Origin of the sequence: Glutamicibacter sp. 363, from assembly GCF_052379505.1 — a bacterium.
GTDB lineage: Bacteria > Actinomycetota > Actinomycetes > Actinomycetales > Micrococcaceae > Glutamicibacter.
This window is the reverse complement of sequence record NZ_JBQSYR010000028.1, coordinates 16,776-40,784: the sequence shown is the minus strand read 5'-3', so window position 1 is coordinate 40,784 and position 24,009 is coordinate 16,776. Positions and strand designations below refer to the sequence as shown.

Here is a 24,009-nt window from a genome sequence, read left to right as displayed (position 1 = left end):
CAGGCCCCTTAGGTAAGTATTCTAATGTTGTCCTAGGCAAGCCACGATTGTGCTCTATACTAACTCAATCCACGAGACGTTTGAGGTCAAGTGCATCGTTTCTACGCAACTTTGCCCTCGTTTGATGAGGTCCAAATTTAGATTCCGGGCGTCTACAGTCCGTAATATGCTCCGAGTTCTACCTGGAGAATCCGTTTAAATCCCATTATTTCCATAGGATACGACTCTAATCTTTCATTCGCAGAAGTTTGTTTAACGAAGTCGGATATCATGATCGACAAAAGTTGATTCTAGTAGAATAACTATTTTCTGCCGGATTTATGAATTGACTCTAAACCAAGTGCATGGGATTACATTTTCGAATAAGAGGAGAAAATTATTGACTACCGGTCTCGTGAGAACAACGGGATCGGCAGCCAATAACGGTCAATATGTGCAGAATAAATCTAACCCACTAAATTGATCTCTCTTGCAACGCTTGCTCCGATAGCCGCACCAACAACATCCAGCACACCGTGCGGCAGAGCCGAATCGATGTTAATGACGGCGACGGCTTCAGCACGCTCTTCGTCGCGGGATACCTGCATGCCAGCAATGTTGATGCCCTGCTCCCCCAGCACGTTGCCTAGCGAACCGACTACACCCGGACGGTCCGAGTAGCGCACAACGATCATGTGATCCGAGATCGGGATTTCGATCTCGTGGCCGTTGATTCCAACAAGCTTCTCAATCTGCTTGGGACCGGTCAAAGTACCGGCGACCGCCAGTTGAGTGCCTTCATTGGTTGCTCCCTTGATGGTCAGCTGGTTGCGGTATTCAGGTGAGTCGGGGGTGGTGACCAAACGGGTGGCCACACCACGCTGCTCGGCAAGAACCGGAGCGTTGACGTAGGACACCTGGTCCGAGACGACATCCATGAAGACGCCCTTCAATGCGGAAAGCTCCAGGGCCTTCACATCCAGGGAAGCAATTTCGCCGGCGACCACCACATCGATGCTGGTCAGCGAGCCCGAGGTCAGGGCGTTGAAGATGCGGCCGAGCTTCTCGATCAGCGGGATGCCTGGGCGCACGTTTTCGTCGATGACGCCGCCGGCAACGTTCACCGCGTCCGGGACCAGCTCGCCGGCAAGTGCCAGGCGGACCGACTTGGCAACAGATACACCAGCCTTTTCCTGAGCTTCATCGGTGGATGCGCCCAGGTGCGGAGTGACGGTCACGTTCTCGAACTCGAAGAATGGAAGGTCGGTGCTTGGCTCCTTGACGAAGACGTCAATGCCGGCGCCGGCAATCTCTTCATTCTTCAGTGCTTCATACAGCGCGTCCTGGTTAACGAGGCCACCACGTGCCACGTTAATGACGTAGGCGCTCTTCTTCATCTTGCCGAAGGCTTCCTTGCCCAGCATGCCCAGCGTTTCTGGAGTCTTTGGCATGTGAATGGTCACGAAGTCCGCCTGGGCCAGCAATTCATCAAGGGTCACCAACGTGACACCAAGCTGCGAGGCGCGAGCCGGGGTGACATATGGGTCATAGGCAATGACATCCATGCCGAAGCCCTGCAGGCGTGCTGCGACGAGGGCGCCGATACGGCCCAGGCCGATGATGCCGGCCTTCTTTTCGAACAGCTCGACTCCGGTGAAGGAGCTGCGCTTCCATTCGCCGTTTTTCAGCGAGGCATTCGCGGCAGGAATCCGGCGAGCCAGCGAAACGATGTGGCCTACGGTCAGTTCCGCCGCCGAGATGATGTTCGAGGTCGGAGCGTTGACCACCATGACGCCAGCCTGGGTGGCGGACTTGATATCTACGTTGTCCAAACCGACGCCGGCACGGGCGATAATCTTCAGGTTCTTGGCCGCGGCGATTGCCTCGGCGTCCACCTGGGTGGCCGAACGGACGAGAATTGCATCTACGTCGGCGATTGCTTCGAGCAGCTGGGAGCGGTCTGCTCCGTCTGTCTGACGAATTTCAAAGTCGGGACCGAGCGCAGCGACAGTTGCTGGGGATAGTTGTTCGGCCAGAAGTACGATTGGCTTGTTGTCAGACACGGGTGTGGCACCTTTGCGATTTCATTGGGCTGATGCTGGCATGTTGGCGATCGTTGATATCCGCCAACATGTTCCACCCTATCGCCGGACAGCCGCGGGAACCGTTGAATTTACGCATATTACGTGGATTCAGGGCGACTTTGTGAAAACTTTCACTTAGTCGCTCAAGGGATCGAGGTGAAGTTGCTAAATTTGAATATTTCCCTAGTGTAGTCAGATTTGCATCGACCTCTGTTCTCCGAACCACCGTTATGCCATACATTTATGTGCACAGTACATCTGCATTTCACTGGCTCCATTTTCGATTCCCATCTTAACGAAGAAGGTATGCTCGGCGACGAGTTGTTCCAAATCCTGTGGGCTCTTCTGAAGATGCATTATTGCCATCAATCCCCAATCAGACGATGGCTTAGCCGCCTCCATTGATTTTTTGCGCCATCTTGACATGTTTCCTGTTCACTAGTCCTGCGACTTGGTCTAGTCTGAGGGTAGACACTTGGGGGTATCTACTTTGCAGCAGACAGTTTTTCCTATCGATCCGTTGCTTCTGGCTAAAAATGGCTGGAAGCCGACTGTGATCATCACAGTCTTTTGCCTGGTGCTGGCTGGGGCATTGCATGTCGTGTGGCCAAGCAAATACGAGGCCAATGCGGTCATCACGGTTGCTCAGGTCACTGAGTCGAAAGAACCAATCAATATGGACACGGAACGCGTCGTCGCCGCCTCAGATGCCGTGCTCATTGCTGCTACCCGTGACCTAGGAGGACTCCAGCTCGGAGATCTACGCGACCGCTTAGCAGTCAGCGTTCCCAAGGGCTCGGACGTACTGCAGTTCACCGTCACCGATTCCCTTCCCGAGAGGGCAGCTGCGGCCGCCAACGCCATCGCAAAATCGTACGGCGCAAATCGTACGAGCAGCGCGCAGACAGCCACAGAAAACGCGATGGACAGCATTACCCAGCGCATCGCAGAACTAGAACGTGAACGGAACGACAAAACTAAAGTGGTTGACCAGCGAGCCATTGACCTGCAACTGACCTCCTTGCAGGAAAGTCTTGCAAACTACAGCGCAACCACCTACAGTCCAAGCTCAATCCTGCGTACCGCAGTCGTCCCCGATCGGCCAACCACACCAGGTCTCCCGTTGTTCTTGGCCGGCGGTTTCTTCCTCGGCATTTTCGGCAGCGTCGCTTTTGTCCTGACACGCGAGCGCTATCGGGCCGTTCGGAGTGTTGCACAATTTACTCAGCAGTACCGCACCGGGACCAGCCGCTAGCCACGGCAGGAAGGCCGGAACTCCGATAAAGTGACGAGCATCTCAAACCAAAAATTGGTTTCAGCCGCACAAGAACAATGCGCAGACTTCAGGCTCAGGACTGGTGCACGCTTCCGTGATACCTTGCAGGTTTGGAATATTCTCGCAAGATGTCCAAACCCCGTTTAATGCCATTATTCCAAATGACGCACTATATTTTCCAGATGTTCTCGTGAAATTTCGTCTCCGTATGAGCTGCGCCCTTGTCACCAAACGTTGTTGCTGCCTACCGTTAACCCAACGTTGATGCCAGCAACGAAACAATCGTCTTGAACGCTCCTGCGCCAGCATGATTGTGTCGAGAGCTCATCTGGGGTTTAACCACAACAGATGTTTTCTCAGTCCCATCGTCGGGAGGCGGGTTCCATGTTCCTGGGGGTACATCGAATCCTGGCTCGCTTCCATGTTCTGCGCTGTCCCCAAGCGCATGATTCAAGGAAATTACTTGTTCAATCCCACTTCCCCCATGCCCAAAAAGAACTTTGCACGCGCCGGTGTTTTATTTGCCGCCGGAGCCATTATTTTCACCAGCGGAACCATCCCGCTGGCATACGCCAGCGGGGCTGCGGCTTCAACTCAGGGCTCGGCCAATACCGAAAATACCCGGTCCGCTGGGCTCACGTCCCCGATTGCGAACAACCTCAGTTTGAAACTGGTTAACTGGACCAAAGAAGCCGAGTCACCGCTCAAACTGCGAAAGTCAGCCAGCAATGCGGCAACGGCTCTTGCAAGCATTCCCGAGAACACCGCGTTGCAGGTTACCGAATCCGCAGGCCGATGGGCCAAGGTATTCTACAATAAGCAGACTGGTTGGGTCCCAGCTGGGTCATTGCGTGATATCAGTGCACGAAAGGTCAACTGGAACAAAGAGACCGAGCGTTCCATGCCGCTTCGCAAGGCCCCTGACAACAGTGCGGATACCCAATACACCATCGCAGCTGGGCAGCCGGTTACCGTCGTCGCTTCCTACGTTCGTTGGGCAAAAATCAAGCATCAGAGCAGCACCGGCTGGGTCCCCGCGGGTTGGCTGCGCGACCAGTCGGACGTAACCAGCGAACCCGAACCATCCCCGCTACCGCAGCCAGAAGCACCAAAAAACGAAACCCTGCAATCTGATGTGCTGAAAACGTGGGGCCAGCCGGACCTCCGCGATGAATTTACCTACGTAGATCAGGACGGCAAGCCAGCAGTTGATCCGAGCATCTGGAATGTCCGCGGCCGTGACACTTTGGGGCTATTACCCGATAAAACAGTAGTCGCCAAAGACCAGGTGAGCGTAGATGAGTCTGGTATCGCTCATTTGAAGGCCGCTTGGCTGGATCAGCCGATTTCGGCGAAGACCGCACCTTTTGAGCGCGTCATGGAAACCGGTTACATGGATATGCGTTCGCTGCGTGAAGGAGATGCCGACTATGCGCAACGCTACGGACGTTGGGAGATCCGCGCCAAAGTCCCAACGAAGGCAGGAACAAGCAACGGTGTTCTTGCCGCGTTCTGGCTGAGAAACGAAAATTCCGGCGAGATCGACATCATGGAATCGTGGGGCTCCTCCCCCACCCCACCGTCTTACCAGAAGGTCGGAACCTCCACTACCACCGTTCACACCCAGACCTCGGGTAAAAATAACCAGAAGAAGTTCTGGGTATTGGAGCGCGAGTTGGGGATCACCGAGCACGTTGCAGACAAGTTCCACACCTGGGCCTTGGAATACACCCCGGACCGCTTCGCCATGTACTACGACGGCAAGCTCGCCTTCGAAACTACCCCCAACGAATCACCGGATATCTGGGGCCCGTCGTTCCAATCCCCATTGCATGTCCGCCTGAACCTCCACATGGGCATGAGCGAAAAATACTTCGGATTGCCTGATCCAACGAAAAAGCAGGAAACGCAGAACAGCGACTTCCAAGTTGACTATGTCCGCGTATGGGACATGAAGAAGTAAGAGATCTAATGTGGGTCTACGTTGTGCCCACACACCGTAGACCCACATCTTTCTACCTAAACCACAGAGTTCTCCTCGTCGTTTTCGAACAACCTGTCAACCAGGTCCTTGGTGGCACGGATATTGCGTGCACTAGAAGCTCCGAACACGATGGCGTCAACTTCAGCGTTGTCCCTCAGCCAAGTCAACGCTTCTTCGGGATGGATAGCACCAGAAGCAAAGACTGACATGGCCATCAGCTGGCACGGGTACCTCTTCAACGCGTCCTTATAGGCCTGAACGCCGCCGGACACACGGAATTCTGCCTTATTAAAGTTCGTGCAGACAATTGGATTTGCAATGCCCAGCGAGTCCAGACGCTCGAGCAGCATCGGCAGGTTCATGGTGATATAGCCTGGCACCGCATCGTAGTGCTCACGCACGTGGGCATCAAAGATGCGGAAGGCTTCGTCGAATCCCATGCCCAGCAGCAGGTCCACTACGACATTCTGCAACATGATCACCGGAGTCTCTACGCCCGCGAAGGCCTTGAGCTCGGAATCGATGAGTATTCTGACGACCCCTTCAATGTCCTTCCCGGCTAACGCTTTGCCACCTTGCAACGCAGCGTCAAAAAGCCCATTCTGCGGCATATATTGCTTCAGCGCACCGAGCATTCCATGTTCGGTGACGGCATTCGCGTACTTATGCGCGTAGGGCATGCACGGAATGAACTTAAAATTCGCGTAGCGTGACGGGTTTGCCTTGAAGTTCTCCACGACTTCTGACATCCGCTCGTGCGTGGTGCACATAAGTGTGTCGATTCCGGAGTCCATCGCATCATCAAGAACATCGATAATACTCTGCACATCCCGGAACTTCATTGACTGGCTCATAGCTTTATCCTCGGACATGTGGTTAATTCCGAAGAACTGATTATCGCCTAAAAACAGTTTTGTCATAATTATTTCGCCCCCACGGAAGTCAGCAAGCGACGGATCGGCTGCAGCAAACGGCCTACTGACAGCGTCTTAGCTTGCTCGGTTGGAGCATTTCTCTGCCCACTTGCCGTCGGTAGGTTGAGTGGGTCCTCACCCGCGGCATCGGCAAGGATCAGCTCAATGGTGTGGTCCACCTGGCCGGCAGACGCAAAGTCGTTGAGCCCATCCACCGGCTGCCCCTGCGCGGCCAGCTGGGACTGGGCGATAAAGTGCGCAATCTCGGCGCTATATTCTTCGCCCCGGAGATAAAACCAGACCGGCTGGGTCAGCTCCGTCGTAAATCGGACGTTCCAGCCGTTCTGGTACCCGGCCGGTGGCTGAGAAGCAGAGTTGAAATACACCTTGCATTCCTGACGGTCGGCCACGATTCTTCCCTTTTGGCCCCACAGGGTGATCCTCGTGGTCATTTTCCGGTATGACTCGTCAGACCAGTTCACCGAAAGGTGAGCGGTGCTCTGCGATGCCATTTGAAAATTTGAATAAACCTCGTCGTCGGTATCCGAAGAAAAAATGGAGCTGGTGGTACTGCCCTGCACTCCTTGAGGCGTACCGAGATACCAGTGGAGCAAATCGATGGTATGGGCGGCATAGTCATAAAGGCAACTTCCACCGGCCGAGCGCTTTGATCGCCAGGTTTTGCCCTTTTCACGTAGTACGACCGGTCCGTAGCTCTCCGCCATGGCGTGAGAAATTTTCCCTATCGCCCCGTCAGCTACAAGACGGTGGACCTCTTGGAAAGATCCGACAAATCTGTTGTGGTATCCGACTTGAGTCGCCACTTGATGCTGTGCGGCCAATGCGGCAAGTTCCTGCGACTGGGTGAATGACAGCGTTAAGGGCTTCTCGCAAAATACGCTGATGCCGCGCACTATTGCAGCCTTCGCCATCGAATAATGATGCGGCGTCGGAGTAGCGATGACCACAGCCTGCGGTGCTTCAGAATCCAGCATTTTTTCGTAGTCGGTAAAAACCGGAAGTCCGGTATATTTCCCCAAAACTTCGAGTATGAAGCCCGGCTGGTCACACACTCCTACAAGTTCAACTTCTGGGTGAGCCCGTAACGTGGACAAATGCGAAATCCCCATTTTCCCCGCGCCCACAAGTACAGTTTTCAGCACTAGCTTTCCCCCTAGATATCGCTAACGTGCACATTTGACGGTGCTTTACAAGAGACGGTTTCCCACGACCGCTCTTCACAATCAATAGAATCGAATGTAGCATCAGGAGACAATGTTTGTGTAGCGTTGGACCTTTCTTTGGGGGGAAGGAATTTTGGGGAATTTCTACACAAAAGCTGATGCATCATTTAAGCATTCGGTTTTTGAATTTAAAACGTCGCTGTTGCAGCCAACTATTAAGCGCGTGGCCAGTCAGATGCTGGCGCTCGAAAGCGCCTCCGCGGCAGAAGTAAAAAGTCTCCAGGAACGCAACTGCTCAGCCATTGCTCTCTACGCTTTCCAGAACACCAATTTTTATGAAGACTACTACCGTAGCCACGGGTTCAGCACGTCGGATCTTGCAGATCCCGAGGCCTTTCCGGAACTGCCCGTCATAACAAAAAATCAACTACGCGAACACAATAAGAGCTTCATTTCACGGTCGGCGAGCCGAAGGCGCTGGCTGCCTTCACGCACCGGCGGGAGCACCGGAGAACCGCTGGAACTTCTTCATGACAAAGACGCCCCTACGGCAGCCTTGTGGTGGACTGTCTACCGGTGGGCGGGTGCCCGGCCATCGAGCGACGTGGGATTCATCCAACGTGAACGCCGGGAGCGTGGCCAGCGCTGGGCCGAAACGATCCAGTGGTGGCCTACCCGACGGTTTTTTCTCGATTCGAGAATGATGACCGCGCATTCGATCTCTCAATTTGTGAAGACTCTTCGGCATAACCAGAATTTCATCATCATCGGCTATGTGGGGGCCGTGCTGGAACTTGCAGACCATCTGCAGCGCACCGGAGAACAGCTGCCCGGACTGCAAAGCGTCAGCGTCACCGCAGCGCCCCTCGACGCAGCCTCCCGCGCCCAGTTGGAGCACGTCTTCAACGTCCCGGTTCTCAACCAGTACCGAAGTGCGGAGGTGCCGTGGATCGCCGCGCAATGCCGTCTGGGTTCGAATCTGCATATTCTTGCCAGCCACCGCCATGTGGGAATCAACCAATCTGGCGGCAGCAGTAAACCGGCTGAGCCTTCCGGCAACCTGCTCATCACAGATTTTGCGAACAGAGTGTTCCCTCTGGTCAAGTACGACATCGGGGACACCTCGTCTTTTGCGGAGGGCACCTGCCCCTGCGGGAGTCCGCTACCGATGCTGCGTCCCGTTGATGGCCGCGTCACCGATACCCTGCGCTTACCTGGCGGACGGGCCATCACCGGCGGGCTGACGGGTCTGTTCAATAAATACCCGCATGCAGTACGACAATTTCAAATTTTTCAAGGCGCAGACCGCAGCCTCACGCTACGCTGCATCGCCACGAACGCAGCTGCCCTGCCGGATATCGAACGTGCCAGAGCAGACCTTGCCAGCCTCGTTGAGGGCCTGGTCCCGGTCAGCGTCCAGCTGGTAGACACGATTCCACACGACCGCGGCAAGAGCCGCATCGTACAAACTGAGGTACCAAGGAGCTGACTACGTGCAAACACCGCCCGTTACGGTCGTTGTCCCAACACACAACCGTCCTGAACTCATGCAGAAGGCAGTGCAAAGTGTATTGAGCCAGGATTATGCCGGAGACATTGAAGTCATCGTGGTCTTTGATGCCTGCGACGTTGCACTGCCGAAGATTCCGGTTGCAGACCGTCGGAGTTTGCGCGGCATTCCCAACGAGCGCACGCGTGGGCTCGCAGGCGGAAGAAACACCGGCATCATGAATGCGTCCAGTGAATTCATTGCTTCCCTGGATGACGACGATTACTGGTTTGCCGACAAGCTCACCGAGCAGATGCGACTCATGCAGCAGAACCCGCAGACGTATCTGGTCGGGTCGGCCATGCTAGTTGAACGCGGCGAAGCAACCCATGAGCGGCTGGTGCCGGTAGACGTGGTGCATCACGATCAACTGCTCCATGACCGTATGGCGGGGCTGCATTCAAGCAGTTTCCTCTTCCGGCGTTCGGCGCTGGTGGACAAAATTGGACTGATTGATGAAGACCTGCCCGCCAGCTACGGCGAAGACTACGATGTACTGCTGCGCACGGCTAAGCTGTCACCGATCCTGGTGGTCAACAAGCCGTTGCTGACCGTGCGCTGGTCCGGTCAGTCGTACTTCTTCGGCAAGTGGCTCACCTATGCCGACGGGCTCAGTTACCTGTTGGACAAGCATCCGGAATTCACCAAGCATAAAAAGTCCCATAGCCGGATCAACTCGCAGATCGCCTTCGCGCTGGCTGCCGGCAAGGAGCATGCGAGCGCCCGCAGGATGGCCCTGAAGGCTTTAAAAGACAATCCGTTAAACATCAAGGCCGCCTTGGCCTTGGCAATCGGCTGCCATCTGCTCAGCGCGGCATGGGTCATCAAGACCGTGCAGCGCATGGGCAAGGGCATCTAAATGGATGAAGGTGCAGTGATGAAGGTTTTAATCGTTTGTAGCTCCGGAGGGCATTTGACTCAGGCCATGGCACTGCGCGAATGGTGGCAGGCACACCAGACGCATTGGGTGACGCTGCCCACCGATGACGCCCGCACCAAATTGGCTGGCTGCGACGTCCGTGAAGCCCACTACCCCACCGTGCGGAACCTGCCGAATCTACTCAAGAATTTCCTGCTCGCCAACAAGGTGCTGCGCGAGTTGCGCCCGGACATCATCTTCAGCTCCGGAGCGGCCATCGCCCTGCCTTTTTTCATGCAGGCCAGATTCTTCAACGCACGAACCGTATACCTTGAACCGGTGGACCGTATCGAGAGCCCCTCTTTGAGCGGTCGTCTGGTGTACCCCTTCGCCGACCAGTTTCTTGTCCAGTGGCCGCAGCTAGCCGAGCAGTTTCCCGGCGCAAAGAATGTGGGGATCATCCTGTGAGTGCACCCTTTACGCTGATGGTCAGCGCTGGCACCTATCATCTGCCTTTCAACCGGCTCGGCGACTGGATCAGCCGCTGGATGCAGGACCATCCGGAGGCTCAGGTGATCTACCAGCATGGGCCGGGAATTCCTATCTCCGGGGCGGATAACCGCGTGATCATTCCGGCCGATGAGCTCATGGAACTCTTCGCCGCGGTGGATGCCGTTGTGCTGCAGGGAGGCGCCGGAGGCGTCATGGATCTGCGCGCACTACAGCGCATCCCGCTGGTGGTCCCCCGGCATCCGGAACTCAACGAGGTGATCGACACCCACCAGCTGCTCTTCACCGAGAAAGCCAGCGCGCTGGGCCTGGTGCACCGCGCCGACGAAGAGCACCAGCTCCATGTTTTGCTGGACCAGGCGATGGCCGGAGAACTGAAGACCCGCTGCGCGGTGGCTGAACGGACCGAAGGAATTTCACAGGGCGTGGCGGTGCTCAACCGACTGCCGCAGAAACTGAGTTTGCTTACCACACTGAAGCGTCTGGCCTCCAGTATCATCCCGGTGGCCAAATCCCTGCGTTAACGACTCCGGGAGGCCACCGCTGATTATGACCGGCAAAGCAACTAAGCTACCCATTGGGAGCTTAGTTGCTTCACCTATTGGTTCCGCCGCGCAGCAAAGGGAATAAATGGCCAGCACCGCGATCCGCCGGTCTCCGAATACCGCCCACCGGGTCCTCATTGCCGAGATGGATTCCATTGCACAACGCGCCCGTTATGACGCCAAGGATCACCATGTCGCTACCGCCGAGCTGTCGGGCATGCTCCGCATCGGACGGTTAGTCTCCGAGCATATCCTGCTGACCGATGTTATGGTCCTTGACGGTTGCTATTTCATGCGTCTAGGACCCGAGGGCGTCATCCGTGAACTGGGCGCCACCGAAGCACAATTCCCGCTCACCATCACCGGCCCCTATCCCACCCTGCGTGAGGGCCTGAGAGCCCGTCTGGCAAATGCTGACTTCGTGTGGTCTCTGGACAACGTACACCGGGGGCACGAAGCTCCGGCCTCGGTGACAAATACCTGGCAGCAATGGCTGGACTATGTGGAGCGCGGCATCGTGCGTTATGAGCAGCAAACCGGCCAATTCGCGCTGCCGGCCGGGGCAGATTACCCGCTGGAGCATGAGGGTGCTGAAGAGCTGCAAGCGGCACTGGAGCAGACCCTTGGCCGCGGAGCGGCCTTCGCAACGATTAACGGCGCGCTGGAAGGTGAATCCGAACGCGAGCGAATCCGCGGCTGGTGGAATGTCCGCTATCTGGATGGGATTTCACGGGTGACCGGTGCCGACTGGCTCAGCTTCGAACCCGCCGATGAACCCTCCCGGCGAGTGGGAGAAAACGAACTGATCCGCCTGCCCGAACGCCTGCGCTCCTGGGCTGAGTCAAACGGGTCGGCAACCATCTCCCTGGCCTGGGATCATACCGTCAAGCAGCGCGCCGCCCTGCACAAAAAACCCAGCCAAACCGCCTTGCGTGCGCTCACCTTCTCCGCCATGCAGGTTTCACAGGCACCCACCCGCACTGGAGTGCTCACGGATGCAGCTCTCAAGGTCTTCATTGCCCTCGCCGTGATCACCGCAGAGATTATTGGCCTCCAGATAACCGACGCACTTCCTTTTCTCTCGGCTAGCGCCCTGACCATACTAGTCCTGTCCACTTTTCCTTTCGGCTCATTATCAACCCTGCTGTCCAATCTCAAACCAGACCGGCACAGCCTGCTGCTGCTCTCCCGAAACAAGGCGGACCACTAATGGCTTCACCCCAAGGCTTTGAACCACTCTATGAATCCACCCAGGGCACGCATGTACGCCTGGATGGCGCGCACCGGGTGGACGGCGCAGGCAATGACTACGTCCATCACCGGCTAGTCACCGCCCACGGACGGCCTGGCGCGGTCATCCTCGCCACGCTGGACGCGCACCTGCTGCTGGCACACGCCCGGCGGGACCATCTCGCCGCCCTGAGCCTGGAGCTGCCCCGCGGATCATGGGATCCGGTGGATTCGGGGCCCGCCGAACGGCAGGAACTTCGCTACTTGGCCGGGGGCCGGCGCGGCACCGCTGACTCAGACCTATTGGATGAGCAAGCGCAACTGGCCTTATGCAATACGGCTGCCCGCGAATTACGCGAGGAAACCGGCTACCGCGTTGGCCGGGCGCAGTTCCTCGGCGGCTATGTCACCGACACCTCCATTTACCCGCAGCGGGTCGGCGTGATCCATTGCGTGGTAGACACCGGCAAGACTCTGGCCACTACGGATGGTGAACTCGCAGGAAGCAGCTGGACCCCGCTTACCCAGCTGCCCGGCTTAATCGCCAAAGGGAGAATTGCCGATGCTCATTCACTGGCTGCGCTGGCACTGTGGCAAGCCGCCACGGCGCGCTAGAGCTTTCTCCGCCCGGTAAATGACGTGAACTTGAGTTCTCCAAGCCCTAGCCAGCGGCGCAGCAGCACAATGGCTCCAAGGTACACCAGTGCCAGCATCACCGCGCCGAGCAGCAATGCCCCTATCGAATGCCAGCCGCACAGCCGCAGCGCCAGCCAACCACCGCCGAATACGGCGAGCGCTACGAGGATGGAACGTAGGACATAGCGCAGGTCCAGGCCGATGCGCATCCTGCGGTAGACAAGGAACCCGCAGATGCTCGCGTCAAGAATAATGACGGCAGTCCAGGTGATGGCCGCCCCCATGATTCCCCACCACGGAATCAGCAGGATGTTTAGCCCCACGCTGAGCGTTAAGCTGACGGCTTTCACCAGCATCTGCCAGGAGCTGCGCCCGCCCATCAGAATCAGGCTCTGCAGCATCCCGGTGCTGGTCAGAATCATGATGCCTAATGCTGCTACCGCAAGCACCTGGCTTCCTGAAACGAATTCCGGGCCGAAGAACACCAGCACCGGCTGCCCGAAGAAGATCAGCGTCAGGTAGAACGGCCAGGCAACCAGGATCATCGTCTGCGTCGCCTTGGTATGCAGTGCCCGCACCGCGTTATTCTCACCAAGCGCCAGATGATGGGCAATCTTGGGGCTCACTGCCACGCGCATCGCCCGGTCAATGATCTGGCCGGCTCGCACAATCCGTGTCACTACCGCGTAGATCCCGGCCTCCGCCGGGGACCGGAGCGCGGCGACCAGCAGCACGTCCACCCACTCCAAGCAGATTTCCAGCGCCGCGCCGACGCCGCGTGACGCACCGAAGATCCAGAATTCACGCGTTGTCCCCGGTGCTAAAGTCCGTTCGCGCAGTTTCCTGTCTTCGCGCAGCTTGGGCAGAAGGATTCCCACCGTCACCAGGACCCAGAAGGGTATTGAAATCGCCCAGGCAAAGACCACCTCAAAGGCGTCCATCCCCCACCACAGAGCCAGCCCCACGAGCGCCACCCGGCCAGCGGGCAATAAAACGTTCTGCAGCATGGTGAACATCAGCACGCTGTTAAGCATCCGAGTGAGCGTCTGCAGTACGGCCAGGACCGCGCTCAGCGAAATCAAGAACGCGAGTTGGCGCAGCAGGGAGGCAAAGTCCGCCTGTTGCCGGGCATCGACAAAAAATCCGGCCATCGGCTCGGCCAGCAGCACGATGGCTGCCGCTGTGCCCAAGGAGATGAACAGAACCGGCAACACTGCGATATATAGCACGCTGGACGCATGCCCCGACACCCCCAGAGCACGCTGAGTGGCGATGGTCCGGATCACCGCGCTATTGCTTCCTAGCCGCAGCACCTGGGAGGCGATGGTAAAAAGACCTACGGCAAGATAGAACAAACCGGTGCCTTCGGCTCCCAGCGCCCGGCCCACCATGATGGTTAATAACAGCGCCGCAACCGCCGCAAATCCGGATCCCAAAAAACTGATGACAGCACTATGCGCCAGCTTTTCACTGGGAGAATTAGTGGACAGACTCATTGTTCACTTCTCAGATGCTTGGGTTTTTGCGTTTCCAGCGCCCCGGCCTTCACCAGATACCAGCGGCGCGGCACTGGTTTCCAGAAACTCGACTGCTCCGCATATCTTTCCCGCAAGAGGAACCCGGCAAGCAGCATGATGATCGGCAGGTGCCGGTCCAGCCCGTAGAAGATGCCCACAAAGGTGGCAGTCACAATCGAGGCCTGCAGCCACAGGGCCGAGGCGTTGGGCGCAGCCCACGTGCGGATGAGGATTCCGCTCAGAAAGTAGAAGAAAAATCCGCAGCCCACCAACCCGTAGCAGAACATCAGTGACCACAGCATTCCCTGCGTTCCCACGAAGATCTCGCTGGTGTAGGAAGGCTGCGGAGCACCAAAGCCGAACAACGGAGATTCCAGGGTCCGCTGCCACGTTTCCAGGTACAGGTTTCCCCGGCCCTCGGTGGTATCCACCGCATTCTGACGCTCGACTATGCCCTCCAGCACGCCAACCGACACCAACGTTGCTGAAGCGACAGCTCCGGTCAGCACAATGCCTAGAAACAGCAGCAATTGCCCGCGCAGGAAGAACCGGATGGCCACGTACACCACCGCCACCACCACGCCCAACAACAATCCGCGGTTCGTGGACTGCACCATCGGAGGCACAGCTGCTGCCAGGGCGAGGACGAGCAGAACCTTGGTGCGTAGATTGCGTTGCGCGGCGGCCACACCAATCACTGCCGGGATCAAGATCCCTACGGCAGCTCCCCACCCATTGGCGTAAAGGAAAGGTGCCGAGGGGCGGTAAAACGGTTCATCCACACCCCACGGTTCCTGAATTTCGGCGAAAGGAGGAGTGAAGAGCTGGAAAATGTATTCATTAGAAGCCAAGGAGCCAGGTAGCAGCATCCCCACTGTGTATTTCAGCGAGCCTTCCGGAAAGAACATGCCAATATAGCCGCCGAGTACAATCCACGCATAAGTGAATCCGACGCACCGTAATAACCACGTGGAAGTTAAAGCCTTGCGGGCATTAACTACGTACAGCAAAACCACCGCATAAGACGCGAACAGGCAGAAACGCATCCCGAAGCCAAGGACGTCACCATAGTCGCCAAGCACAATGACGCAGGTAATCAGCCACCCGGTAAAGGCCACGTAGGGCAGGATTCCAGGTAGCCAAATTATCTTTGGTTGTCGGGTCAGCAGGAAATAAACCATGGGGATGCTCATGATGACCGGGCTGAGCGGGTACAAGCCCACCAGCCACCACACCGGCAAGCCGATGAAGAGCCAGGTAATCGGCCAGGCGGGTAATTGTGAGCCGGCGCGGTCGTCAACTACGCGTACTTGTTCCTCACCGCCCCCGCCCGTTCCCGGCGGCGCCTGGATCCGGAACTGCGTGCCAATCCGCTCGGCAATGCTCATGAGATCTCCTGGGAGCTGCCCGCGGTGACTGAGGCCAGCCACCGGTATTTGCGGTACAGCGAGAGCACCGCAACCAAGGCGGTGAAGACCAGGAGCGCGGCATAAAGCACAATAAATGTCCCAAGCCAGGGAAAGAACAGTATGGTCAGGAACGAGGTAGAGACATCGTAAGGCTGTTTGGCCAGCGACACCCAGGCGCGGGCATCAGATCCAGGTGCACGCACAGATTTCGGCCCCAGCTTCTCGGCAAGCAACTGGCCAATGAACCACGTTGAAGCCACCAGGGCAAAGGCCACGGCCAGAGCCGCGGTCCAGATTTCCGCGTCGGCACGTCGATACAGCCCGATGGCGACTCCCAGATGAAAAGCCGGCAGGCGCAGCGCATCGACTACATGGTCCAGCCATTCACCCGCGGGGCTGCTGACGCCCAGCAGCCGGGCCAGCTGCCCGTCGGCGGAGTCCAGCGCATAGCCGGTCAGCAAGAGGAACACCGCGAGCCACGACATCACGGCGTTCGGTGCCGCTAAGGCGATGATCCCGATGCCGGTAAAAGAAACCGCCGCGCTGAGCAGCGTCACTGCATTGGGGCTCAGGCCCAGCACGTAGGCCATCGCTCCCATCCGCCGGCCTATGCCGCGGTTGACCCAGCGCAAATAGGCTGGCACCCCCTGTCCAGGCTTCTGCGCCGCCGACAAACGGCTTACCGCCTCGCCATAATGACGTTTTTCCCCAGTCATTTCAAAGGTTCCTCTCCCCCAAGATGAACGTATCCACTAGCTTGCCGCATCGCACGGCGCCCGGCCACGGAATTCCCGGTTCCGGGCTCGTGCGCCGTACCTCAGATAATTGCCCAGCTCATCGCTGACCTAGCCTTGAAGATCCGCGGTGAATGACAAGTCGAAGCTGAGATCCGTGGTGCCGCGGTAATTGCCATGCGTGCTGACCGCGACGGTGTTATCCCCTGCCAGCAGCGCGTCTTCGGGAACCTGGAATTCCACGAGGTTCGCGGCCGCTCCCGAGGCCCGCGGCGCGGCGGTCGCATAACTGTTCTGGCCCAGGTTGCCGGTGGGCAGATTCTGCCTGCCGACTTCCTGTCCATTGATATACACGACCACGCCGTCATCGGCACGGACTTTGATCATCGGGGATCCGAGTTCAGCGGGATCTTCGACGTGCACTACTTGACGAAACTGCGCACTGAGCGGAACTGGCGACAACGCGTCCGGCATGATATTCGTCACCCATGTACCAGGTCCTCGTCCAAGTGGCGCCTCCCCTGAGGCCCACGTGGAATCATCAAAACCGGCCGTGTTCCATGTCGGGTCCCAGGCAGCGGAGTCATACCGCCATGACCAGGTAGAACCGAGCCCGATGACCGTCACCGAGGTATCGGCCGGTGTGCTCAGCGTTGCGCTGCCCGCATCCGAGCTACGCCCGAATTCGCCCACCGCCACCACGGTGTACTCGTAGGATGTCTCCGGGCTCAGCCCCTCATCAAGGTAGGTCAATTCATCTGCCGCGAGCTCGGCTAGCTGCTCTCCATCACGGCTGAGTACATACTTGCTGATCCCCACGTTTCCCTCATCAGCCAGCCAGCTGATCGTTGCCGTAGTCGGCGAATTCGCCTCCACCGAAACCTGCGGTGCTGCAGGAGCGTCCGGTATTTGTGCCTCACCGCGGGCCGCGGCGAAACTCAAGTCGAAGCTCAAATCGGTAGTCCCGCGATAGTTTCCGTGGACCGACGCGGCAATGATGTTCTCCCCAGTCCTGAGCACCGCACTTGGAACCTCAAATTGAACCGGATTAGCGGCTGCCGTCGAAGTGCGAGGTGCCGCAGAAGCATAGGAGTTCTGCCCCAGCGTGGCGTTGGACAAATTTTGTCGGCCAACTTCTACGCCATTGACGTATACCACTACCCCATCGTCGGCGCGCACGGTGACTACCGCGTCAACTACCGCAGCTGGATCCTCCACTTGAACCGCTTTACGGAATTGAGCGCTCAGCGGGATCGGTGAAAGCGCCTCGGGCATTATGTTTGTTTCCCAGGTGCCTGGTCCGCGTCCCAAAACAGCGGTTCCGGTGGCCCAGCTTGAGGAATCGTAGCCCAAGGTTTGCCAGTCCGGATCCCATGCTGCTGCATCGTACCTCCAAGACCAGTCCGAACCCTCCTGGATGAAGGTCAGCGAGGTGTCCGTTGGGGTGCTCACCGACGCTATGCCGGGCTCCGAATTACGTCCGAACTCACCGACGGCAACGATGGAGTATTCGTAAGTGGTTTCTGGGGTTAGCGAATCCTCTGACCAGCTGGTCTCATCCCCGGCCACTTCTGCCACTACTTCGCCGTCTCGACTGATCTCAAACTTCTCAACCGCAACATCACCGGCCGGCTGCGTCCACGACAGCGTGACCGCGGTCCCGGACGTCGCTTCTGCCACCAGCTGCGGAGTCGCCGGAGGATCTGGTACTTCGGCCTCACCACGTACCGCGGTAAAGCGCAGATCGAAGCTCAGATCCACGGTGGACCGATAGTTGGCCTGCACCGACGCCGAAACAACGTTCGTTCCATCGCGCAGTACCGCCGCCGGCACGTCAAACTCGACCAGATTCGCCGCTGCGCTCGACGAGCGCGGCGCGGCCGTCGCGTAGGTGTTCTGCCCCAACGTAGTCTCCGGCAGGTTCTGCCGGCCGATTTCAACCCCATTGATATACACAACGACGCCATCATCGGCTCGCACCGCGACCTTTCCGCCGGTGACATGCGAGGCATCCTCAATCTCGATGCTCTTGCGGAACTGCGCGCTCATCGGGATGGGCGATAGTTCTTCGGGCATGATGTTGGTTCCCCAGCTGCCCGGTCCACGGCCCAGCGGTGCGGCCCCGGAAGCCCAGGATCCCGAATCGTACTCGGTGGCATTCCAGTTGCTGTCCCACGCGGCCGAGTCGTATCTGAAGGACCAGTCGCTTCCCAGCTCAATGAGAGTCAGCGCGTTGGGATCAGGCGCTTCGGTGATGAATGCCGCGGTGCTCGCGGATCTGTTTCCGGCCGCGTCTGCGGCCCGCACAAAGTACTTCGCACCGTCGTTGGGCACGGTTGCGGAGCGGTCACTGGTCGTCTGTACAACCCGATCACCGCGGATAATCTCATAGGTCACCGAATTGCGGTCATCGGTGCTCGCAGCCCAAGACAGCTGCGTATCGGTTGCCTGCGCCTGGTCTTGCAGATCTGTAGGAGTGCTCGGTGCGCTCGTATCACGAGGTGCGAAGCGCATGAAGCCGCCGGACCACTGATTGGCGAAACTTGTCGGAGTGTTCAGCCGCACGGAGTCGGTATAGTCGCCGCCCACCCACAGCCGTCCCAGGGAGTCGGTAAAGGTAGCCCACACGCCGTAGCCGGAGCGGCCTATCACCATTGGGGAGAAGTCGCGCATCATTTCCCCGGTTTCGGTGTTCCACGCACCCACCTGGCCGATAGCATCGGAAGAGGTCCATTGATTGCCAACGTTCGGCCATTCAAAAGCGTTGCTGAACGCCCAGTCGTCACAGTGGCAGCCGGCGTACATGACCTTTTTATCGCGGTGCATATATTGGAAGTCACCGCCATTCTTCGTGATGTTTCCACTGAGCAGGGAGAAATCCTCGGTGCTGTAGCTGAACATGCTGTGTTCGGAGCCCCCCAGCCAAACCCGCCCGTCGGCCTCACCGATGGCGTATTGCCACAGATTGTCATTCAGTGTCCGGCTGAAAGTTGGATTCCACACCGGTTCAATCACCGAAGCGCCCGCTTCCGTAGAGATCGCCGCGGCCGAGACAGTGCTGGTGCTGCCGGACATCCTGAAGAAGCCAGAAAAGTAGGTTCTCGGGTTGTCGCCAGAGGCATCCAACCCCACGGAAGTTCCATTAAACAGTGGATTCCAGTTGCCATCCGGGGTCCCGTTGGAAATCTTGACGCGGCCGCCGTTCCATGCGCTGGCGCTGCCGGTCGCACCCTTCTTCGTCAGGTGGGTGAAGGAGCCGGCGAGATACAGATAATCATCTTGCACGTCAAGATTCCGAATGGTCCCCATGCCACCTGCGTTACGGTTTTCAACAACAACTTGATCGCCGTTGAGTTCGCCGCTGTTCGGATCAATGAATGCCAGTGCCGGTTGCTGCGTGCCGTTGACGGTCGAGAATTGCCCGCCAATAGCTAACCGGCCGTCGGGCATCGCTTTCATGGTCTTCACCGGATTATTCAGTTCTGGGGTAAAGGATGAAATGTATTGCCCGGTATTCACATCAAATGCGGCGATAAATCGCTGTTCAACCCGGTTCGCACCGGAACGGTTGGTCTGCACGTAGCGGAAATTACCACCGACGAATACGCGGTCCCCCACCTGAGCAAAGGCCTGGACTTCGGTGTTCAATTCGCCGCCGGTGCCATTGCCCAGGCCGTTCACGCCCCACGCGGTGGTCATTGACGTGGACTCGGCCAGCGGTTGCTGTTCAATTTTTGCCGTACCCGAGTCCTCTATCGTCTGATATTCAATTTCCGAGCTGATTAACTTGGGACGCAGGTACATCTGGGTGAAGGGAACCGCGTTGCCCCTGCCATTAACGTTGGCCCACAGGTAGGTGCTGGCATTGTTATTACCCGTCACCTGACCGCCATAGGCAAATCCCCAGACCCAACCGGTATTTGATGATCTCTTGGTATTCACCGAGTTGTAGGCATTATTGTTGCCAAAATTGTTGGTGGTGCCGCCGTTGCCATTGCTGTTGCCAAAGCTGTAGCTGCCTACAGGCCACTCGGAGGGAAAAGTCCACGCCCACGCGCCCCACCGGGCGGGCTTGAAGCGGCTTTCCTGCCACTGCGTACCAGTGTCATTCGAAGCCCGGCGCAGGCGGATGCCGTCATCCAGTGCGTCGACACGGCCATTGTTCAGCAGGCCGTCAACGGTGTTGATTGGAAGCTGCGCGACGTCGAATGCCTCGCTGCCGTCGACCGGATTCGACACCCGCGAGGAATATCTTCCATCGACGTAGGTCTGCCACCCTTGACGTCCTCGCCCAACCAGCACCCATCCGCCGCCATCGGTGCTCTGATCGCAGTAGAACTGCTGCGGCGCCTTCAACTCGGGAGTGAGAATCCAGTAGATGCCGTCGGCAGCCTCGGCGTTGTTCTGCTTGATCTCCCAGCATGAAGCCGCGGCAGTGGACTGGCTCATGCCGTCAATGACCGGTGCTGCGGGTTGTTCATCGGCAGTGGCAACGGGAATCGGAGCGAGAAAACTCATTGTCGCGATCAGTGCCAAGGTCAGGACGGCTACGATCCATGTTTTCACCGTCCACGGAATTTCCGACAACTGAACTGGTTTGGTGCGAGTCGCGATTGACATGATCAGTCATCCTTACTGGATACGTCGCCGCAGGTAGAATCTTCTGGAATATTATGCGTGGAAATCTTCCACTGGCCATCAACAAAAATGGCTCCATAGGTATTGAGCACGGGTACGTCCGGCTGATAGAGCAGTCCTTCGAATGAGTTGCCATTTTCGTCAACGACGTCAATACCGCTCAGATCCAGACAGACGAGCAGGTCCATGGAAGGCACCTTCGCCTTCAGGTCCACGTTCTTCGTCTCGACGGAGACAACCTTCGCCTCACCTACCTGGCGTACGCCCAGCTGCCAGCGTTCCGCGGCGAGCGCTTCAAGCTGGCCTTTGACGAAGCCGTCGGCCACTTGGTCGATGCCTTTGGACTGCCCGTCCCCGCGCACCGCAATCTGCTGCGCGACGTTGACCACCGATTCGACGGCGCTCTGCGCGTTTTGAACTGCATCCTTTGGCGTTCCAAGTTTGCCAGACTCCGGTGCCTCGATCTGCAGCGGTTCAAGGTCTTCGGCGAGTTCCTTGTTTTCCGTATCCTGCTGCTCTTTGACCAAATCGCTGCTTGGATCCGGCCCTTCGGATGCGTTCTTGCCGCTGCCTCCGGTGCAGCCCGCGCACAGAATCGCGACCATCGAGACCGAAAGAACAACACGCATGCCCCTTCTGGAGGCGCGTCTTTCGATTCCGCCTAATATTCGACTCTTCATTTCAACCAGTTCCCCCAGTAAGTGACCTAACGACTATTTGCAAGAAGGAAGCTAGTTCTTCTCGCTTTCACAATCCCGAATTTAACGTTGCGGGAATCAGATGGACGCAGATTTTTATCATTCGGCCGCCGCTAGTTGGAGTCCCGGAATTTTTTTGCTAAGGGCAAGGGGCCGCCGACGGCTGGGGGTTCGAAACAGGGCTTAATCTGAATCGACCGCCGACGACCCCAGTCACATTCGATGTCAGTGATGGCTATGCCTGAATCGGTTCCACTAACGACACCAGACTTTGCACGATTACCTAGCATCATTGGCTTGTACAGCTTTGGCATCGTGTCGAGAATTGTTACTGCCCAGGACCACCAGAGCCTGACGGAGCATCGTCGAAGATGTATGAACGGTGTATGGAAAATACTCCACCACGACTCCCACATGGCCGAACCTCAGCTCCAGGTCCAGCCCTTTGGGTGTGCCGCGCCAGTCATCGCCTTTGAAAAATACGTTGAAGCCGACCTTTTCCCATGTTTCGAGCTTGTCTGGGACTGTCTCCAGAACCGCAGCATCGACAATCCCGACGTTCTCCACGATTTCCAATCGTTCAGCTTGCGGAATTACCGGTTGTTTTCCCTTGGTCAGTTCGAGCATTTCGTCGGACACCACACCCGCAATCAGATAATCGCAGCGTGATCGTGCCTGGCGTAAGAGATTAAGATGTCCTACGTGGAAGAGGTCAAAAGCACCTGCAGCGTAACCGATTCGCACCATTGCATTTCTCCTTAGGTTAAGATCGCTACGCTAGTACGCGCCGACTGGATTGAGCATCACTTTGAAGGTCCGCCACATGATCATGATGTCCCCCGTCAGCGACCAGTTTTCGACGTAGTACAGGTCAAGGCGCACGCCCTCTTCCCAGTCCAAATCTGAACGTCCGCTGACCTGCCACAGGCCGGTTAGCCCGGGCTTGATGTAGAGCCTGCGTCCGACGTGCCCTTCGTAGGCTTGCACTTCTTTAGGAAGCGGGGGGCGAGGTCCAACGAGCGACATATCTCCACGCAGCACGTTGAAAATTTGCGGAAGCTCATCAAGGGAATATTTCCGAATCCACCGGCCGACTTGGGTGACCCGCGGATCATCCTTCATTTTAAATAGAAGCCCGCTGCCCTCGCTCTGACTTTGCAACTGGTCAAGGAGCTCTTCGGCATTGCTATGCATGGAACGAAATTTGAACATTCTGAATGTATTGCCGTTAACGCCGACTCGTTTTTGAACGAAGAACGTCGGCCCCGGCGAATCCTTCTTGATAAGCACCGCGAGGACTGCAAAAACAGGCAGCAGCACAATCAAGGCGCTTGCAGACAGAATAATGTCCAGTAATCGTTTGATCACGTGGTGCCCGCCGCTGAAATTGGGCAGGTCGACATGCATGAGCGGAAGCCCATCCACCGGTCGGATGCTGATTCTCGGGCCAGCCACATTGGTCAGTGAAGAGACCATGATGATTTGAGTTCTTGACTCCTCCAGCAGCCAGCAAAGTTCTTTCAATGCTTCTGGTCCATCATTTAACTGTCCAGCGACTATGACGGCGTCAGCTCCTGCTGAGGCAATCGCTTCTTCAATCGTTTCCACGCCGAAGCGACACGACATTCCGCTTGGGATCGATTCATTCCATGAATAGTCTGTGGTCACTATGCCAACAATTCGGTATGCAGGTCCTGCATTCGAATTGATTTGACGCATCACATATTTCACGTCTGCAACGGATCCGACCACTACAACGTGAGATAAAGCCTTTCCCAATACAGCCTGGTGATACAGCCAACGCCGCGCACCCCAGCGGGAGACCAGCAGCGCCAGAATTCCGATAGGCATTGCAACAAGAACAAGTTCACGGTATTCGATAGCATTCATGCTCATTGCGGCAAAAGCAATAATTCCGCCAGCGACCGCTGAAGACTCCACGACTGAGCGATATTCTTTTGCGCCGCTTCCCAAGATCCGCGGAGCACGCGTTCGGCGTAATTCCATAACGGTGACCCACAGCAAGCCCACAGCGCATAAAATCCAGATCTCACGAGTGCCTGATGTTGATTCTTGCAAGATCCCAAATGCAAGCAAAGTTGTAAATACTATGAACACATCTGAAGAGATCAGATAACGTGTAAAGCCCTTACGCCATTTCACCCCTGCATACGCTTCAGGATTACCGGTATGCGTAGTCCCCTGCGAACTATTAGTTTTAACTTGTAGTTGTGCCGGCGAAAGTTTTTCAGGCATGCCCCAA

General features: G+C 57.2%; 18 protein-coding genes. 8 read left to right on the top strand and 10 right to left on the bottom strand.

The genetic code is table 11. The features are described from left to right. Window positions 1-446: 446 nt before the first annotated feature. Window positions 447-2,042: a phosphoglycerate dehydrogenase gene (gene serA, locus ACT3UA_RS15610; RefSeq protein WP_444617249.1), complete on the bottom strand. Its 1,596-nt coding sequence runs from the start codon at window positions 2,040-2,042 to the stop codon at window positions 447-449. Between the two features lie 511 nt (window positions 2,043-2,553). Between serA and ACT3UA_RS15605 the strand changes: the two genes are divergently transcribed. Continuing rightward, window positions 2,554-3,318, top strand: coding sequence for a GNVR domain-containing protein (locus tag ACT3UA_RS15605; protein ID WP_444617247.1), 765 nt, complete (start codon window positions 2,554-2,556; stop codon window positions 3,316-3,318). A 505-nt stretch (window positions 3,319-3,823) separates the two neighbouring features. Further along, the gene (locus ACT3UA_RS15600) at window positions 3,824-5,302 is read left to right on the top strand and encodes an SH3 domain-containing protein (RefSeq protein WP_444617245.1); all 1,479 of its coding nucleotides are present in this window, start codon (window positions 3,824-3,826) and stop codon (window positions 5,300-5,302) included. A 56-nt stretch (window positions 5,303-5,358) separates the two neighbouring features. Here ACT3UA_RS15600 and ACT3UA_RS15595 read toward each other — a convergent pair whose 3' ends face one another. Both ACT3UA_RS15595 and ACT3UA_RS15590 read right to left on the bottom strand, forming a co-directional pair. Further along, on the bottom strand, window positions 5,359-6,177 hold the full coding sequence (locus ACT3UA_RS15595; protein ID WP_444617243.1) for a hypothetical protein: 819 nt from the start codon (window positions 6,175-6,177) through the stop codon (window positions 5,359-5,361). A 68-nt stretch (window positions 6,178-6,245) separates the two neighbouring features. Next, the gene (locus ACT3UA_RS15590) at window positions 6,246-7,400 is read right to left on the bottom strand and encodes a Gfo/Idh/MocA family protein (protein ID WP_444617241.1); all 1,155 of its coding nucleotides are present in this window, start codon (window positions 7,398-7,400) and stop codon (window positions 6,246-6,248) included. Between the two features lie 154 nt (window positions 7,401-7,554). On the opposite strand from ACT3UA_RS15590, the gene ACT3UA_RS15585 reads away from it, so the two are divergent. The 6 genes from ACT3UA_RS15585 to ACT3UA_RS15560 all read left to right on the top strand — a co-directional run bounded on the left by ACT3UA_RS15585 (window position 7,555) and on the right by ACT3UA_RS15560 (window position 12,729). Next, window positions 7,555-8,910: a phenylacetate--CoA ligase family protein gene (locus ACT3UA_RS15585; RefSeq protein ID WP_444617239.1), complete on the top strand. Its 1,356-nt coding sequence runs from the start codon at window positions 7,555-7,557 to the stop codon at window positions 8,908-8,910. Window positions 8,911-8,914: 4 nt separating this feature from the next. Then, window positions 8,915-9,829, top strand: coding sequence for a glycosyltransferase family 2 protein (locus tag ACT3UA_RS15580; RefSeq protein WP_444617237.1), 915 nt, complete (start codon window positions 8,915-8,917; stop codon window positions 9,827-9,829). Beyond that, on the top strand, window positions 9,830-10,297 hold the full coding sequence (gene pssD / locus ACT3UA_RS15575) for a PssD/Cps14F family polysaccharide biosynthesis glycosyltransferase (RefSeq protein ID WP_444617235.1): 468 nt from the start codon (window positions 9,830-9,832) through the stop codon (window positions 10,295-10,297). Further along, window positions 10,294-10,863, top strand: a complete 570-nt coding sequence (locus ACT3UA_RS15570) for a glycosyltransferase (protein WP_444617233.1) — start codon at window positions 10,294-10,296, stop codon at window positions 10,861-10,863. Before pssD ends, ACT3UA_RS15570 begins: the two co-directional genes overlap by 4 nt. A gap of 106 nt (window positions 10,864-10,969) precedes the next feature. After that, entirely contained in the window at window positions 10,970-12,094 is a 1,125-nt protein-coding gene (locus ACT3UA_RS15565) for a hypothetical protein (protein WP_444617231.1), read from the top strand. After that, the gene (locus ACT3UA_RS15560; RefSeq protein WP_444617229.1) at window positions 12,094-12,729 is read left to right on the top strand and encodes an NUDIX domain-containing protein; all 636 of its coding nucleotides are present in this window, start codon (window positions 12,094-12,096) and stop codon (window positions 12,727-12,729) included. The genes ACT3UA_RS15565 and ACT3UA_RS15560 overlap by 1 nt, the downstream gene beginning before the upstream one ends. Here ACT3UA_RS15560 and ACT3UA_RS15555 read toward each other — a convergent pair. The 7 genes from ACT3UA_RS15555 to ACT3UA_RS15525 form a co-directional block, all read right to left on the bottom strand. Continuing rightward, complete coding sequence (locus tag ACT3UA_RS15555; protein ID WP_444617227.1) at window positions 12,726-14,246, bottom strand: oligosaccharide flippase family protein; 1,521 nt, start codon at window positions 14,244-14,246, stop codon at window positions 12,726-12,728. The genes ACT3UA_RS15560 and ACT3UA_RS15555 overlap by 4 nt on opposite strands. Beyond that, entirely contained in the window at window positions 14,243-15,655 is a 1,413-nt protein-coding gene (locus tag ACT3UA_RS15550) for a hypothetical protein (protein ID WP_444617225.1), read from the bottom strand. The genes ACT3UA_RS15555 and ACT3UA_RS15550 overlap by 4 nt, the downstream gene beginning before the upstream one ends. Further along, window positions 15,652-16,392: a CDP-alcohol phosphatidyltransferase family protein gene (locus tag ACT3UA_RS15545; RefSeq protein ID WP_444617223.1), complete on the bottom strand. Its 741-nt coding sequence runs from the start codon at window positions 16,390-16,392 to the stop codon at window positions 15,652-15,654. The genes ACT3UA_RS15550 and ACT3UA_RS15545 overlap by 4 nt, the downstream gene beginning before the upstream one ends. A gap of 129 nt (window positions 16,393-16,521) precedes the next feature. Further along, window positions 16,522-21,030, bottom strand: coding sequence for a fibrinogen-like YCDxxxxGGGW domain-containing protein (locus ACT3UA_RS15540; protein WP_444617221.1), 4,509 nt, complete (start codon window positions 21,028-21,030; stop codon window positions 16,522-16,524). Window positions 21,031-21,032: 2 nt separating this feature from the next. After that, a complete protein-coding gene (locus tag ACT3UA_RS15535) occupies window positions 21,033-21,677 on the bottom strand; it encodes a hypothetical protein (protein ID WP_444617219.1) in 645 nt (214 codons plus the stop codon). 348 nt (window positions 21,678-22,025) lie between these two features. Further along, window positions 22,026-22,493 (bottom strand): adenylyltransferase/cytidyltransferase family protein, encoded by a 468-nt coding sequence (locus tag ACT3UA_RS15530; RefSeq protein WP_444617217.1) that lies wholly within the window; start codon window positions 22,491-22,493, stop codon window positions 22,026-22,028. A 30-nt stretch (window positions 22,494-22,523) separates the two neighbouring features. Then, on the bottom strand, window positions 22,524-24,002 hold the full coding sequence (locus tag ACT3UA_RS15525; protein WP_444617215.1) for a sugar transferase: 1,479 nt from the start codon (window positions 24,000-24,002) through the stop codon (window positions 22,524-22,526). Window positions 24,003-24,009: the final 7 nt, after the last annotated feature.